The organism is Streptomyces sp. NBC_01506 (genome assembly GCF_045040295.1).
Classification (GTDB): Bacteria; Actinomycetota; Actinomycetes; order Streptomycetales; family Streptomycetaceae; genus Streptomyces.
In genome coordinates, this window is sequence record NZ_CP109422.1 from 2,826,343 (window position 1) to 2,841,327 (window position 14,985).

Here is a 14,985-nt window from a genome sequence, read left to right on the forward strand (position 1 = left end):
AGTCATGAGGTGCCTCAGCCATGACAGCAACGACGGCAACGACGGCAACGCACACGCGCGACGACGACAGCGGCCGCGGGATCCAGCTCCTGCGCGACGCGTTGGGCCCGCTGCGGGACCGCGAACAGGTCGCACAACGCCTGCTCGAAGCCTCGGCGAAGCACTCCTTCGACCCGGACAGGGACCTCGACTGGGAGGCCCCGGCGGAGGACGGCAAGTGGTATTGGCCGCCGGAGCTCGTCTCCCTCTACGACACCCCGCTGTGGCACAAGATGTCCGAGGACCGGCGGATGGACCTGGCACGCCACGAGGCCGCGTCGCTCGCCTCGCTCGGCATCTGGTTCGAGATCATCCTGATGCAACTCCTGGTCAGGCACATCTACGACAAGTCGGTGACCAGCAACCACGTCCGCTACGCGCTGACCGAGATCGCGGACGAGTGCCGGCACTCGATGATGTTCGCCCGGATGATCGAGAAGGGCGGCGCCCCCGCGTACCCCGTCCCTCGCGTCTACCACAACGTCGCACGCCTGCTGAAGACGGTCTCCACAACCCCGGGCTCGTTCGCCGCGACGCTCCTGGGCGAGGAGATCCTGGACTGGATGCAGCGCCTGACGTTCCCGGACGAGCGCGTCCAGACACTGGTCCGCGGCGTGACACGCATCCACGTGGTGGAGGAGGCCCGCCATGTCCGCTACGCCCGCGAGGAACTGCGCCGCCAGATGGTCACGTCCCCGCGCTGGGAACGGGAGTTGACCCGCCTCACGGCGGGCGAGGCGGCACGCGTCTTCTCGGTCTGCTTCATCAACCCCCAGGTCTACGACAACGTGGGCCTGAACCGCCACGAGGCCCTGGCCCAGGTCCGCACGAGCCCCCACCGCCGAGAGGTGATGCAGTCGGGCGCGAAACGCCTGACGGACTTCCTGGACGACATCGGGGTGCTACGGGGGACGGGGCGCCGGTTGTGGAAGGCGTCGGGGTTGCTGGCGTGAGGCGGGGGCCGGGCGGCGGGGACGGGCCGGTCCTGCGGATGCTGCCACACCGCCCGCCGCCGCGAGGCGCGGAGCCACGACACGGGTGCCGAGTTCGGGGGCGACCTGTCGTCGGCGTGGCGACGCCGGCCCGAACACCCACCAACCGGGCGGGAATTGACACCGCCGCGAGGTGGCGACGGGGTCGCCGACCGGCCGGGCGATGATGGGGCGGTGCCCTGAACTGGCCGGGGAGCTGCCAGACTGATGCGGTGTCGGCTGGCGGCTATCCCAAGAGAGGGCAAAGCCCTCCGAAAACTGCAGGTCCCGAAGGGTTGTTCCCGCGCAGGCGGGGGTGTTCCGTCCTCGCCCTGGTCGACGCCGAGGGTCCGGCGGTTCTCCCCGCGCAGAGGGGGGTGTTCCGGAGCCAGGGCACCGTTTGGCGGCCCTTTCAGGCTGTGAGGTGTTGAATCCGGGTGTTGCTGGCAGCCGCGCCTTTCTCGCCGACGGTGGCTGTCCACCGTCGGCAGGTGGCGGAGGTGAATGCCGCGACAGCTTTCGGGTCCGCGCGGCGCCAACTGGGGATCGTGTTCAGCCACGCCAGCGCCGCGGCCGGAGACTGGCCGTACTCCATGAGGCGGACCGCGGTGTATGCCGCGTCGACCCAGGCCGGGCCGACTGCGGGCATGGCCCAGTCGACTACGTAGGCGTTACCGCCACTGATCATGATGTTGTGCGGGTTGGTATCCGTGTGCAGGAGGTGTCCACCGGCCAGTGCCCGCTCCTCTCCCGGCAGCAGATGCCCGCTGAACCGGTCGGCGAGGGGCGGGATCGTGAGGTCGGGCAGGCGGAGTTGGTGCATGCGTTGGAGGGTGAGCGCCACGGCTTCCAAGTCTGCGGAGCCCGGTCCGAGGTCTGCGTTCCTGCCCTCGAGGTAGTCGAACGCCGCGCAGTACCAGCCGTCCGAGCGGAAGGTGTGGCGGATGGTGGGGCTGACGCCCCTGACTGTGGGGTTGAGCTGTTCCTCCCAGCGGAGCGCGGCGACGCCTTCGGCGTCGTCCTCGCGGACGCCCTTGAAAAAAAGCGGCCCGCGCTGTGTGGTCAGTGCCAACGCGACCGTGCAGTTGAGCCCTTGAGGCACCAGCTCCGCCGCGACCACGGCGCCCGTCCGTACTTCCACAGATACCCGGAGGCCGGCGGGTAGCTGTTCCCACTCCACACGCTCGATCATGTGTCCCCTCCCTAACCCAAGGAAGAGATGCCGGGGATACCGACGCCCCTCCCACTCGGCTACTGCTGCGTTTCGCCGCACTTACGGCAGCGGGACTTGCCGCTCCACTCGGTCCATTCGTGGTCGCATGCGCTCAGTGTGTGCCCCATCAGGTGTCCCTTCCGTAGGCGTACTTGCTTTCGGTCACCGCTCTGGCCGGGGTACGTCCGGCCAGGCGGGGGTCTTGGTACTCCTCTCGGCTCGGATACGCGCACGAGCCGAGAGGAGCGCCCCGGTCGGCGAACGGAGGTGGACACTGGACGGGGCGGTTCAGCCCCTCGCTCGTGGCGCGCCGCCGCAACCACGGGCGAGGGGGTCTCAGAACGTCAGGTCGTACAGCGCGCACGCGCCAAGAAGGAGCCCGATCACGGCGAGGAATCCGAAGCAGGACGGTGTGGCCAACGTGCACAGGCAGCCGCGCTGTTCGGTCACCGCTTCTCCCCAGACACCTGTGGCCAGGAGACGCCGCCGTCGCGGTAGGTGTTGGTGTGGTCGCCGTCATGGTCGGGGCCGATCCGCACACATCGGATTTGCGTCCTCGGCTTCAGCGCCCAGCACAACGGCTTGAGGCCGAGCGTTGTCCCGGATCCCAGCATCGTCATCGTCGTGCTTCCCTCTCGGCGCGCACCAGCTCGGCGGCGGTCGGGCAGTATCCGCCGTCCGTGCGGGCACGGCACGGGGGGCAGTTGTCCGTGTGGTCCATGAGCGCGTGCAGGGCCGCCTCGTCCGGTGTCGGGGTGATGGGGTCGCCCCGGTACAGGGCGACTGGCGCCGGCGGGGTGCGGGGGCCGCTGACCGCTTGGATCTCGGTGTCGAGTGCGTCGTACAGCGCGCCGGCGGGCGTGAGGTAGCGGGTGGGCGTGGGCGGTACCGCCCATTGCAGGCGGTGGCCCTTGGTGCGGGTGATGGGCGGGACGGCGACGTACGCGTTCTCTCCGAGGATCGAGACGTACATCGGAGACAGTCTCCACTCGTCCGCCGTTCCGGGCCGCACCAGCCAGTACCGGCACTGGCTGGACAGGTCCTCGATGACGGCACCACTGGTGCCGCCGAGCCGGTCGAGCATCCCGCGTGCGTACCGGGCCGGGACACGCACCGCGTCCCACGACTTCCCGGCGGCCGTCAACTGGACACCGCTCCGTGCCGGGGGAAGCCACGGGGCAACGGGCCGTGTCACGGCGACACCGCCAGACGCTCCCAATGCGCGCACAACACCACAACGGAGCGGGCCAGGAGTATGGCGTGCCGCATCGGGCCAAGCGCGCTCGGACCGCCCGACAACCGGCGGTGGGCCTCACCGATCCCAGCCGCTGCGAGCGGGTCGCCGCTGCCGCCCTGCTGCTCAAGCTCGGGGATCAGCAGGTTCAGGTGCCCGCGCAACTGGAGGATGAGCGTGTCGACCTCGCTCTCGCCGGGCAGGTCGGCCGCCGGGCCGAGGAGTCGCTGCACGGCCTCGCGCATCGTGGCGATGTCCAGCGGGGGGAGCGCGAGCAGTTCGACGGCCTCGCCCGCGATGTCGTGAAGGGTGCCGGTCACTGGGGTTGCACCTCGTCCTGACTGCGGTCACTCACGGGCTTCTCCAGGGGGCTGCGGGGTGTGAGCCCGGCCAAGCCCGAGCGGGCATTCCACCCGTACGGTGGGGGCTCAGGAGGAAGTCCATCTCTGAACTGGCCTGTAGACCAGGCGAAGATGCCCTGCTAGCGAGAACGTGACCCCGGTGATTTTTACCTTCGGACTGCCGTAGTCGAGGCGCCGGGGGTACCTTGCGGATGTGGCGAAGAACGAAGCACTGGCCGCAGCCATGGCTGATCTGGGACTCTCTCAGACGGAGTTAGCCCGCAGACTCAATGCCGAGAACGAAGCGCTGACGGGCCGCGAAGGGCGCCTCACGGACCGGGATGTGCGGCGGTACCTCGACGGCGGCACCCAGTGGCCTCATGCGAGGCAACGTCTCTGCCTTGAGAAAGTACTGGGGCGATCGGCCACCGAGTTGGGGTTCGGCCGGGGCGAGACCGGTCAAGCGCGGCGCCGGTCCAACACTACCGCCAGCGGTCCTTCACCAGCCAGCGCGCCGCCACTCACCCGACTCGGTATGAGTGACGTATACCGTTTCCACAATGAGTATGTGCGGATCCTCCAGGATGACTGGAAAGTCGGGGGCGCGAGGCAGGTGGAGAACGATGCTGTCGAGCTTTCCATGCGCATCCAGTCCACCCTTTCCTCGGGAACGGCCTCGACCCGAGTGCGAAAGGCGCTTTACTCCCTTGCTTCCGACGTAATCAGCGCTGCCGCTTTCGCCGCTATTGACGCCAAGGTTCGCACCCGCGCCCGGAGACACCTGGACAGAGCGGTCACATTGGCCGGCTTATCCGGGGACTCCGAGACGCAATACCACGTCTGGAACCACTTGGCGATGGCGGCCGGACAACGAGAAGACCATGTTGAAGGTTTGGCTGCTGCCGAGAACATGAAAGGGCATTGGATCGCCCGTCGTGATCCTTTGTACGCTTCTCTTGCCTATATGCGCAATGCAAAGGAGTTGGCCCGGAGTTTTCGGCGTAGTGAAGCCCTCCGAGCCCTCGCCGCCGCCGAGAGATCCTTTTGCAGAGCTGGCGATGAAAAGCGGTCGGCCTGGATCGATTTCTACGATCAGAGCGAGCTGGACGGACTCTCGGCCAGCATCTGGTTCTGTGTGGGTGATTTCGGGAAGGCCGAGTACTTCTTTCATCGAACGCTCTCAGGGATTCGTCCCGAACTCGTTCGCAACGTGTCCCTGTACACGGCGCACCTCGCGCTGGCCCAAGCACGTCAGGGGGAGTTGGAGTTGGCGTGTGCCACAAGCCAGGACGCGCTCGGCCTACTCGACGGGTCGGGATCGAAGCGCACCATCGACACCCTCGGCAGGGTGCGGACTGTGGTTGCCTCGGCGGGGTCCAGGGCGCCTGACGTTACTTCATGGCTCGAAAGGTCGCAGCAATGGAAGTGAAGTTCTACGAACAGCAGGATGCAAAGGGTATCCGGACGATGCTTCTGGACATCCACGATGCGGCCTACGAGGGGTCGACAGGTTCCTTTGATTCCAGAGAGCGTTTCGCTGAATTCGTTGATGGCTGGAGCAGCCGGGACGGCTGGGTCTGCCTCATCGGCTTTGACGAGGGTGAACCAGTGGGCTACCTATACGGAGCCCCTTTCAGCCCCGGTGGCTGGTGGAGGGGCTCGGACCGACCTGAGTTCCTGGGCGCAGAGGATCGAGCCTTCGCACTGTCTGAACTGATGGTGCTACCCCGATGGCGAAAGACGGGCGCCTCTTTGAAACTCCACGAGGCCCTGTTGGCAAGCAGGACAGAAGAGGCGGTGACGTTGTTTGTCGACCTTTCACATCCCAAAGTGGTGGCACTCTATGAATCATGGGGATACGAGAAAGTTGACGAGTCCAAGCCCTACGAAGATTCCCCCGTATTCGCCGTAATGTTGAGGCTCCTCAAACCCGAGCGAAGTAATCGGGCATAACGGGTCCACCGGGATGCGCGGGTCGACGGGCTTCCGCCGGATGGCTTCCTTGAGTGCCCACACGCTGTCCGGGCTCCATCCGTGGTGGCGGCAGCGCGCGGCCTGGACGCGGACGGCGACGTCGTACTGCTTCGCGGGCCAGTCCCGCCGGCAGCACCGGAGTTCTCGCACCCCAGCCCGTACGACGGGGAGTTGCCATCCAGTGGTTCGGCCGCCTCCGGTGCCGGGTGTACGGAGCGCTCGTTGAGGACCGCGCCGTAGGCGTTCCTTGCGACTGTTCCGGCGCGGTTCGTGCGCCCGTTCCCGACGAGGTACAGGTGCCCGGAGCGGGCCAGGAAGTCATGACACAGCGGCCCCGGCAGAGCGGCGGTGTTCTCCCGCGCAGGCGGGGGTGTTCCGAGGAAGAGTCGAGCGCGTGCTCGCCGTCCCTGGGCGCGGCGGCGTGGTGTTCGTGGCTGCGGCCCTGCCGACTTTCGTGGGGCTTCGAGTCGGGCCCTTCCGAGACACCCGGGTGCCGGGGCTCAGCCTTCGTACGAGGGTGTGCGCCGGGTGGGCCGTGTCCGGCACACTGCCGAGCATGGCCAACGGTGCACGATTACGCGGGACATCCGCCACCGCTCTGATCGCGTCGATCATCTTGGGTCTCCTCGTGGGCAGTTACCTGATCCACTCCTGGCGGGCCACCGCGTCCATCACCGATCCCGCCGACACCTTCGTCGGTTCACTCGGGCTGCTGTTCCCAGGGCTCTACGCGTTGTGGCGGCGGTCCAGGCCGCAGCCGCCGCAGACTCCTCCCACGCGTGAGCAGTGGCTGGCCTCCCTCGGGAGGGCCGAGCTTGATCGCCTTCAAGGGGATCTGCGGGATCGCGGCGTCGAGGTGGCCTGTATCGCCGTTCCGTGGGAGCCGGCGCCCGAGTTCGCCGACAACGGTGTGACGGCCGACTACGGCCCGCCGGGGTCGCGCCGCGTCGATCGCATTCGGCAACAACTCTGGCAGGGGCCCCGGCCCGCCCGGACGGTGGTCGTCGGACCGGCCGGCTCCGGTAAGAGCATCGCGCTTCATCTGCTGGCCGAGCAGCTCCTGGCGTCGGCCACCGGCGGGCCGGACATCGACGGACCTGTGCCCGTGGTGTTGTCCCTGGCCGGGTGGGACGCGCGCCGGCCGCTTTATCCGTGGCTGATCGGGCAGATCGCCGACCGGTACCCGGCCGTCGTCGGCCCGGAGAGTGGAGTCGAGTCGCAGGACCTCACCCGCGCCTTGCTGCGGGACGGCGCCGTCGTGCCGTTCCTGGACGGCTTCGACGAGGTGGCCGGGTCTGAGCGGGCCGCGTTGCTGCGGGCGCTCAACCAGGCGCTGGGCGCGGGGCTGTCGATCGCGCTCGCCTCCAGGGAGGAACAGTTCCGTGACGCGGTGGCCACGGTCGGGGCCCTGCGGGGATCCGTGGCGGTTCGCCTGGGACCACTGGAGCCGCGGCACCTCGCCGACTTCCTGGCCGACTCGAGCCCACCCAACCGGCCCGCCTGGCTCCCCCTGCTGGAGGCGATGCGCGCCGGGAGCGCGCCCGCGGCCAAGGAAGTCTTCGCCACGCCCCTCATGCAGTGGCTCGGTCTTCAGGTCTACGGCAGTGGCACCGCCGTCCCGGCGGAGCTGGCGGACCCGGCGCGATTCCCCACCGCGCAGGACATCGAGCGGCATCTGCTGGCCTCGCTGATCCCCGCTGTCTTCGACCCGCTGAACAGCGGCCCGGGTGCGGGGCAGCGCTGGACGACCCGCCGCGCACTGCGGCTGCTGCGCTTCCTGGCTGAGCACCCGGGTGACGGCGGTATCCGGTGGTGGACGCTGTACCGCCGCGCGCAGTGGCAACTCGCCCTGGTCTACGGTCTGTTGCTGACCGCGCTGGTGGCGGGTCTCGCCCTCTTCTCGCGGGCGGCGGGGACGGCGGTCCTGGCGGGCGCGCTGTGGGGGACGGCGTGCGGCGCCGCGTTCGCGGTGGCTTACGTGGTCATCCGGGGTGAGGAGTACCGGGACCGCTCCGCCGTACCGGGCGGATTCCGCTCGGATGTCAACGGCAGGATTGTTATGTCCAGGGTCGTTCGGCTGCTGCCCGTCCTGGCCGCTGCGGGGGTGGCCGCTCAGCTCCTGACGGGCCTGCTGTTCGCTCCGCTGCGCTGGGCCGACCTGTGGGCGCTGCTCGGCCAGGGGACGGCGCTGTCGGTCGTCGCCGGGCTCTGCGGCGGATTCGCCGCGGGGACCGTACTCGACCGCGTACACACTCTGGACGCGAACGTCGCCCCGGCGAACGCCACCCGGCCCCTTGAACTGCTGCGCCGGGACAGCAAGGCCACGGCCGTGGTCGCCTTCTGCCTCGCCTTCGCGACGGCGCTGGTGACCTGGATCGCCTGGTCACTGAATCTGGACCGGACACCCCCGGGCGCGTTCCTGGTCGCGGCCACCACGGCCGGCGCCGTGGTCGGGCCCGGCCTGTTCACGGCGTGGCCGGCGTTCCGGGCCGCCCACGCCTGGTTCCTGGTCCGCGACCAACTGCCGCTCCGGTTCGGCGACTTCATGACCACGGCTCAGACCGCGGGTGTGCTCCGCGAGGAGGGGATCACGTACCACTTCCGGCACGCGGTGCTGCGCGCCGCCTTGCAGAGCGCGGGGAGCCGGGGGGCCGTCGCAGGGAGCTGACGGCGCCCCCGCCGTTCGCTCAGTTCTTCGCCCGGCGGCGCAGGACCAGCGTCGTGCCCGCCGCCGCCAGCGTCACCAGGGCCGCGCCCGTCGCGATCTTCGGGGTGTCCATCTCCGTGATGCTGCCGCCAAGTCCGCCCAGGGTGCCCCTGGTCGGGGTTGTCGTGCCGACCGTGAAGGTGAAGGTGGAGGGGCCGCCGCCAGGGCAGGCGATCGTGATCGTGTGGGAGCCCGCGCGGGCGTCACTGCGGATGGTGGCCGTGCCGCGGTAGGTGCCCTCCGTCGAGCCCGAGGCCAGCGTGACCGAGCCCGTGAAGGCCGCCGACGAGGCCGTCACCGAGTTGGCCTCGCAGCCGCCGTTGAGGGAGATCGCGACCGAGGAGCCGCGGGTCGCCGGGCTCGGGCTGACCGTGAGGGTCGGCTGGCCGCCGGCCTGGGCCGTCGTCGCACCCGCGCCCAGAACCAGGCAGGACAGGGCGGTGGTGGCGAGGATGCGAGCAACACGCATGGTGGGGATCTCCGCTTCCTTGGCACGGTGCGGGCGTGTGTCACCCGCTCGGAAAACCGGGCCGTCGCCCTCATGAAAGGCAGCCACACCGTCAAGCGGCGCGCCGACGCGAGGCGCCGGATTCCGTCGAACGGCGCAGCGCGGAGCGCTAAGTCGCTGGTCGCGGCGGTGGGGCGGGGGCCGGACGGCGGGGACGGCGTCGTACGCCGCGAGGGTGACCGGCGTCCGCCCCGGCCGGGCGCTGCGCGACACTGGCGGCGTGAGAAGCGAAGAGACCGTCTTTGTCGGTGGGCCGCTCGACGGTCGCGTACTGCCTGTGCTGACCGGGCCGACCGGGCAGCCGCCGAAGTGGTACGAGGTGCCCGTCCCGGACGCGGGCGGCGGGGCGCCCACCGTGTTCGCGTACCGGCGTGTGCCCGCCGGGTACACCAAGCGGCTCGGGCTGCAACGCGGCTGGAAGTACGAGTACGTCCCCGGCGGGCGCGAGCGGCGCACGCTCAAGTGGCCCTGGTCCAAGCCCGATCGCGGCTGAGACGTCGGAGGGAGCGCGCGGCCCGATCGCGAAATCCGGGCCACCACACGGTCACATATGGTGCGGCAGACGCGATTTGCAGGGCCTAGGATCGACCGGGCCGGAGACGACTTCCCGGCAGAGCCACCAGGGGGCATTCGCGTCATGGAACCGCTACAGCACGACGACCCACGCCTTGTCGGCCCTTACACCGTGCTGGCGCGGTACCGGGAGTCGGCGAGTGCCGTGCGGTATCTGGCGTACGGCGCGAACGGCGCCACCGCCGTCGTCGTCGTCGCCCGCCCGGCGCTCGCCGCGCTGCCCGCCTTCCAGCGGCGCTTCCAGGCCGAGGCACGGACCGCCGAACGGCTGGCCGGCGGGTGGGTGCAGCCGCTGCTCGACTTCCGTACGGACGCGGCCGAGACGGACATCCTGTGGACCGCGAGCGAGTACGTCCCCGCGCTCACCCTCGGCGAGGCCATCGCCGTCGCCGGTCCGCTGCCCGAGCGTGCCGTACGGACGCTGGGCGCCACGCTCGCACAGACGCTGTCGCGGGTGCACGAGACCGGAGCCGTACTGCACGGGCTCACCGCCGACACCGTGACGCTCGCCGCCGACGGGCCGCGTCTGACCGCCTTCGGCGCGCTGGGCGCGGCGGCGTCGGCGGAGGCCGCGGAGGGCGGGCGGCTGTCCGTACGGCTGGGGTATCTGACCCCGGAGCAGTTGGACGGCGAGGTGCCGGGGCCGCCGTCCGACATCTTCGTGCTGGGGCTGCTGCTCGCGTACGCGGCCACCGGCACGACGCCCCTCGCCGAAGGGCCGCCCGACGCGGCGGCCGAACGTATCGCGCACGGGGCGGCCGAACTCGACGGTGTGCCGGAGGAGTTGCGGCCGATTGTCGCGCGCTGTCTGGCGAAGGAGCCGGGGGCGCGGCCGACGGCCACCGACGTCGCCGCGCAACTGGCGCCGGCGCTGGACGGTGGGGCAGCGGTGACCGCCGTGCCGGGCGGTTGGCTGCCCGACGCGCTGTCCGCCTCAATCGCCGAACAGGCCGCCCGAGTTGACGCCCTGCACGCTCCTCTGGACGGTCCGGAGGGTGGGGTGACGGACGCCGTTCCCGGCGCGGCCGAGCCCGACACCCGCACCACCCGTATCGGCCGTCCCCGGACCGCGTCCGGCAGCGAGAGCGGTGTCGTCGACCGGCCGACCGCCGCACTCTCGGTGCCCCGTGCCCGGCCCGAGCCGACCGCGCTCCCCCTGCCGCCGGCCGCCGCCCCCGTACCGCAGCAGTCCCAGCAGCCCCAGCCCTTTCCGCAGGGGCCGCCAGAACCGCCCGCCCTGCCGCCGGGGCCGACGCCCGCCCCGGTCCCGGCCGCCCCCACCGGTGCGGGGCCCCTCGGGCGGCGCGCGCTCATCACCGGCATCGTCGCCGGTGCCGCCGGGCTCGTCATCGGCGGCGGCGGCGTGCTCGCGCTCGCCGACGACGAGCCTGCCGACGACACCGACAGCAAGCCCGGCAACGACACCCCCAAGGGCCTGACCGGGCTGCCGCCCGAGGCCCTGTGGGCGTACGAGCAGAAGGTGGCGGCCGACGAAATCCTGAGCGCCGCCGTCATCGGTGGCCGGACCCTCGTCCTGACGACGCAGTCGGGCGCCACCGGCGTGGACGCGCGCACCGGAAAGCGGCTCTGGCGCAGCGCCGATGCCGCCGCCCTCCACCCCGCACAGCCCGCCTCCGGCTCCCTCGCCTTCGTCGCGGGGACGGCCGGCCTGCTCTGGATCTCGGCCGCCTCCGGCGCGGTCGAGCACCGGATCGACTACGCGGACGGCATCGCCGACGCGCCCGGTCTGACGGTCGCCGGCGTCGCCGGGGCCAGTGACGGCCAGGTCTGGTTCACCGGCTCGCACAAGACCGGTACGGGGAAGACGGCCACGGTCCGCACCCATTTCTTCGCCTTCGATCTGACGACCCGTAAGGAGCTGTGGCGCTCCGCGATCTCCAACGGCCGCGCGCCGTTGACTCCCGCGTACCAGTTGATCGCCGTACGTGAGGCGGACATTGTGGTGCGCCAGGACGCCAAGTCGCTGCTGCCCGCGCAGGTCAGGGCGGGCAAGGGCAAGTCGGTCTACCACTGCTTCAGCCGCGCCGACGGCAAGCTGAGCTGGTCGAAGTCGTTCGGCGCGGTGCCGCCCACGGGCGGTTCGGTGGGCGACGCGAAGGGCCGGCTGTTCGGAGCGGCGGCCGACCAGTTGTACGCGTACGACACCGCCGACGCCAAGCAGTTGTGGCGCAGGCCGGGCGCGCCCAGGGTGTCGGGACAGAACTCGTTCGCCTTCGGCACCGGAACGCTCCACGGCTCCACGCTCTACATCGCCAACCGCTACCAGGAGGTGTACGCGATCGACCCGGAGTCCGGTGCGGAGCGCTGGCAGGGCACGACCGAGGGTCCGGCCTGGACCGGTGTCCCCCGCATCACGCTCAGCGAGAGCGGCCGGACGGTGCTGTCGGCCGACGGGCTCCAGGTGACGGCGTTCGGGGCGAAGGACGGCACGCGGCTCTGGAAGTTCCAGAACGCCGGCGGGCCCGCCCCGTCCCCCGATGCCGACGCAGACGGCGACGGCGACGGCGCGGCCGTGGTGGCGCCCGCGTACCAGCCGCTGATGGCCGGGAAGACGGCGGTGATCCGGCGCGGCGGCACCTTCTACGCGCTGCCGGTCGACTGACCCGTACGTGAGAGCCGTGAGCCGCAAGCCGCCACGCCGGGGGCCGTCACTTCGGCCCGCCGGGGGTGACGGCATGCCGCCGTATCGCCCAATTGTGCGGTAAGCACACGAGAGCTGGGCAATTGACGCCGCATCATCACCCTGGGGTCGGACAGGCCGTCCCGCAACCGGAGGTGATGGCATGTCAGGTTCAGGGTCAGGCAGGGTCCTGCGGTCCGTCTGTACGGCGGCACTCGCCGTCCTGGCGGCGGTACCGTGCGCCGCGCCGGCCGCCGCCGAGCCCGGTCCCGGTCCTGGGCCCGTCAGCGACGGCGCACCGCGCAGCGTCTCCGAACTGCTCACCGAGATGCGGAAGCTGTACCAGCAGGCCGAGGAGGCCACCGAGGCGTACAACGCCACCGAGGTGAAGCTGACCGCGCAGCAGGCCAGGGCCAAGACGGTCGGCGCGGGTCTCACCGACGCCCGCGCGGCACTGGTCCGCAGCCGCGCCCAGGCGGGGCAACTGGCCCGGCAGCAGTACCAGGGCACCTCGGAACTCTCCTCCTACGTGCAGTTGTTGCTCTCAGACGATCCCCAACACGCCCTGAACCAGAAGCATCTGATGGACCGTGCGCAGAGCGACCGGTTGTCGACCGTCGCGCGGCTGACGAACGGCGAGCGGCGCGCGGACACCCTCGCCGCGCAGTCCCGGAAGGCACTCGACCAGCAGAAGGCGCTCGCCGCGAAGCAGAAGAAGCAGCGTGACACGGTCCGCACGAAGCTGGCGGACGTCGAGAAGATGCTCGCGTCGCTCACCTCCGCGCAGATCGACGCGATCGCCGAGCGCGAGGCCGCCGACACGGACAAGGCGCAGGAGAAGCTGATCACCTCCGGCGCGCTCGGCCAGGCGGCCGACGCGGAGGCGGAGGCGGACGCCGGCGCGAGCCTCGGCCGGGGCGGCGGGAGCGCCGAACGGAGCCTCCGGGCGCCTTCCGCCGAGGGCGACGAGGCGCTGACGTACGCCGTCGACCAGATCGGCAAGCCGTATCTGTGGGGCGCGGAGGGCCCGGAGTCGTACGACTGCTCGGGGCTGACCTCGCGGGCCTGGACGCGCGCCGGGGTGAGCGTGCCCCGGACGAGCCAGGAGCAGTGGGCCGGGCTGCCGAGGGTGGAGCTGAGCGAGCTGCGCCCCGGCGATCTGGTGGTGTACTTCCCGAAGGCCACGCATGTGGCGATGTACCTCGGCGACGGGAAGGTCGTCCACGCCCCGCGCCCGGGGGGACGGGTGAAGGTCTCCCCCATCGCGTCGAATCCGCTGCTCGGCGCCGTACGGCCGGACCCGGGCGCCGCACCGCTCGACGCGGCGTCGTACGTGCCGCCCAAGCTCCCGCCGGGCGCCACGGAGGGCGACGACACCGGCAACAACTCGCGGAGCGGGCGGTAGGGCCGCTGGTGCCGTGGCCGGGGAGTGTCGGCCGGCGGGGAGCGTCGGCCGGGTTGCGCGGCACTTGGGCCGCGCCTGTCCTCAATCGCCGGACGGGCCGCATGTGCGGCCCGTCCCGCGAGCGCCCTGATGGCCGCCGGGTGTGTCCTCCGCCACCGCCGTCAGATACGCCTTCGTCCTGTCCGGGTCGTAGAGGAAGTTCTCGAAGTCCGACGGGTCGTTGAAGCCGTTCGCGAACCGGTCGGCGACCGGCTGGAGTTGGTTCGCCGCCTCGAACATGTCCAGCACGTGCGCCGGCGGCGGCGCCAGCATCGCGTTCGTCCACTTCGTGGTGTGCCGCGCGCTCTCCCAGTGCCGGTCGAACGTCGCCCGCATCCACGCCTCGTCGAACTCCCGGTCGCCGTGCGACACGATCGACTCCAGATACGAAGCTGCGCACTTGGACGCCGAGTTGGAGCCCTGGCCGGTGACGGGGTCGTTCGCGACGACGACGTCGGCCACCCCGAGGACGAGCCCGCCGCCCGGCAGTCGTCCGACCGGGTGCCGGACCGTGGGTGTGTAACGGCCGGCCAACGTGGCGTTCGCGTCGGTCAGTTCGACCTTCGTCGCGCGGGAGTACTCCCAGGGCGTGTAGCGCTCCATCAGTTCCAGCGTCAGCGTCAGATGGTCCGCCGGGTCCTTTATGCCCTGGAAGACGTCGAGCGGCCCGCCCGGTACGCCTTCCCAGAAGAGGATGTCCGCGCGGCCGGTGACGGTCAGCGTCGGCATCACGAACAGCTCGCCGACACCGGGCACGAGATTGCAGCGGATGGCCTCGAGGTCCGGGTGTTCGGGGCGCGGGCCGAGCCCGTGGACGTACGCGACGGACAGCGCCCGCTGCGGGGTGCCGTACGGCGAACGGGCGGCGTCCCTGCCGAACATGGCGACCAGTTCGCCCTTGCCGGCCGAGACGAGGACGAGGTCGTACGCGCGCGAGAAGTAGTCGAGATCGGACACGGCCGCACCGTGGATGACGAGTTGGCCGCCGCGCTGCGCGAACGTCTCCATCCAGCCGGACATCTTGACCCGCTGGTCGACGGACTGCGCGATCCCGTCCAGCCTGCCCACCCAGTCGGCCACGCGGGCGGAGCCGGGCGCGGCGACCGAGACGCCCAGGCCCTCGACACGCGGGGCCTGGGACTCCCAGAAGCCGAGCTGGAGGTCACGTTCGTGCTGGAGGGCGGTGTGAAACATGACTTGCGTGGACATGACCCGGCCGGAGCGGATCTCGTCCGCGGTGCGGTTGGACATCAGAGTGATCTCGTACCCGTACGCCTGGAGTCCGAGGGCGAGCTGGAGGCCGGACTGGCCGGCGCCGACGACGAGTATCTTCCGCATGG

Annotated in this window: 13 protein-coding genes; 7 read left to right on the forward strand and 6 right to left on the reverse strand. The window is 70.7% G+C overall.

The window, feature by feature from the left end; genetic code table 11:
• Positions 1-20 precede the first annotated feature (20 nt).
• Positions 21-992, forward strand: coding sequence for a diiron oxygenase (locus OG329_RS11995; protein WP_405794764.1), 972 nt, complete (start codon positions 21-23; stop codon positions 990-992).
• 430 nt (positions 993-1,422) lie between these two features.
• Here OG329_RS11995 and OG329_RS12000 read toward each other — a convergent pair whose 3' ends face one another.
• From OG329_RS12000 to OG329_RS12015, 4 genes are all read right to left on the reverse strand, one after another.
• Positions 1,423-2,202, reverse strand: coding sequence for a phosphotransferase (locus OG329_RS12000; RefSeq protein ID WP_405794766.1), 780 nt, complete (start codon positions 2,200-2,202; stop codon positions 1,423-1,425).
• Positions 2,203-2,669: 467 nt separating this feature from the next.
• Entirely contained in the window at positions 2,670-2,843 is a 174-nt protein-coding gene (locus OG329_RS12005; protein ID WP_405794768.1) for a hypothetical protein, read from the reverse strand.
• The gene (locus OG329_RS12010) at positions 2,840-3,418 is read right to left on the reverse strand and encodes a hypothetical protein (RefSeq protein ID WP_405794770.1); all 579 of its coding nucleotides are present in this window, start codon (positions 3,416-3,418) and stop codon (positions 2,840-2,842) included. Before OG329_RS12010 ends, OG329_RS12005 begins: the two co-directional genes overlap by 4 nt.
• The gene (locus tag OG329_RS12015) at positions 3,415-3,777 is read right to left on the reverse strand and encodes a DUF6415 family natural product biosynthesis protein (protein WP_405794772.1); all 363 of its coding nucleotides are present in this window, start codon (positions 3,775-3,777) and stop codon (positions 3,415-3,417) included. Before OG329_RS12015 ends, OG329_RS12010 begins: the two co-directional genes overlap by 4 nt.
• A 235-nt stretch (positions 3,778-4,012) precedes the next feature.
• Between OG329_RS12015 and OG329_RS12020 the strand changes: the two genes are divergently transcribed.
• From OG329_RS12020 to OG329_RS12030, 3 genes are all read left to right on the forward strand, one after another.
• Positions 4,013-5,227 carry an XRE family transcriptional regulator gene (locus OG329_RS12020; protein WP_405794773.1) on the forward strand — a complete coding sequence of 405 codons (1,215 nt, stop codon included), beginning with the start codon at positions 4,013-4,015 and terminating at the stop codon, positions 5,225-5,227.
• Complete coding sequence (locus OG329_RS12025) at positions 5,218-5,751, forward strand: GNAT family N-acetyltransferase (protein WP_405794775.1); 534 nt, start codon at positions 5,218-5,220, stop codon at positions 5,749-5,751. Before OG329_RS12020 ends, OG329_RS12025 begins: the two co-directional genes overlap by 10 nt.
• Before the next feature lie 577 nt (positions 5,752-6,328).
• The gene (locus OG329_RS12030; protein WP_405794777.1) at positions 6,329-8,440 is read left to right on the forward strand and encodes a hypothetical protein; all 2,112 of its coding nucleotides are present in this window, start codon (positions 6,329-6,331) and stop codon (positions 8,438-8,440) included.
• Positions 8,441-8,459: 19 nt separating this feature from the next.
• Here the strand turns inward: OG329_RS12030 and OG329_RS12035 are convergent, their stop codons facing one another.
• Positions 8,460-8,948, reverse strand: a complete 489-nt coding sequence (locus tag OG329_RS12035) for a hypothetical protein (RefSeq protein WP_405794778.1) — start codon at positions 8,946-8,948, stop codon at positions 8,460-8,462.
• Positions 8,949-9,207: 259 nt separating this feature from the next.
• On the opposite strand from OG329_RS12035, the gene OG329_RS12040 reads away from it, so the two are divergent.
• From OG329_RS12040 to OG329_RS12050, 3 genes are all read left to right on the forward strand, one after another.
• The gene (locus tag OG329_RS12040; protein ID WP_405794780.1) at positions 9,208-9,480 is read left to right on the forward strand and encodes a hypothetical protein; all 273 of its coding nucleotides are present in this window, start codon (positions 9,208-9,210) and stop codon (positions 9,478-9,480) included.
• 144 nt (positions 9,481-9,624) lie between these two features.
• Positions 9,625-12,183, forward strand: coding sequence for a PQQ-binding-like beta-propeller repeat protein (locus OG329_RS12045; protein WP_405794782.1), 2,559 nt, complete (start codon positions 9,625-9,627; stop codon positions 12,181-12,183).
• A gap of 181 nt (positions 12,184-12,364) precedes the next feature.
• Positions 12,365-13,606 (forward strand): NlpC/P60 family protein, encoded by a 1,242-nt coding sequence (locus OG329_RS12050; RefSeq protein WP_405794784.1) that lies wholly within the window; start codon positions 12,365-12,367, stop codon positions 13,604-13,606.
• Between the two features lie 81 nt (positions 13,607-13,687).
• Here OG329_RS12050 and OG329_RS12055 read toward each other — a convergent pair whose 3' ends face one another.
• Positions 13,688-14,983 (reverse strand): styrene monooxygenase/indole monooxygenase family protein, encoded by a 1,296-nt coding sequence (locus tag OG329_RS12055; protein ID WP_405794785.1) that lies wholly within the window; start codon positions 14,981-14,983, stop codon positions 13,688-13,690.
• Between the last annotated feature and the right edge of the window lie 2 nt (positions 14,984-14,985).

Excerpts from the sequence above, each read along its gene's own strand:
- OG329_RS11995 (WP_405794764.1), top strand. The coding sequence starts at position 21 with ATGACAGCAACGACGGCAACGACGGCAACGCACACGCGCGACGACGAC.
- OG329_RS12000 (WP_405794766.1), bottom strand. The coding sequence starts at position 2,202 with ATGATCGAGCGTGTGGAGTGGGAACAGCTACCCGCCGGCCTCCGGGTA.
- OG329_RS12005 (WP_405794768.1), bottom strand. The coding sequence starts at position 2,843 with ATGACGATGCTGGGATCCGGGACAACGCTCGGCCTCAAGCCGTTGTGC.
- OG329_RS12025 (WP_405794775.1), top strand. The coding sequence starts at position 5,218 with ATGGAAGTGAAGTTCTACGAACAGCAGGATGCAAAGGGTATCCGGACG.
- OG329_RS12030 (WP_405794777.1), top strand. The coding sequence starts at position 6,329 with ATGGCCAACGGTGCACGATTACGCGGGACATCCGCCACCGCTCTGATC.
- OG329_RS12035 (WP_405794778.1), bottom strand. The coding sequence starts at position 8,948 with ATGCGTGTTGCTCGCATCCTCGCCACCACCGCCCTGTCCTGCCTGGTT.
- OG329_RS12045 (WP_405794782.1), top strand. The coding sequence starts at position 9,625 with ATGGAACCGCTACAGCACGACGACCCACGCCTTGTCGGCCCTTACACC.
- OG329_RS12050 (WP_405794784.1), top strand. The coding sequence starts at position 12,365 with ATGTCAGGTTCAGGGTCAGGCAGGGTCCTGCGGTCCGTCTGTACGGCG.
- OG329_RS12055 (WP_405794785.1), bottom strand. The coding sequence starts at position 14,983 with ATGCGGAAGATACTCGTCGTCGGCGCCGGCCAGTCCGGCCTCCAGCTC.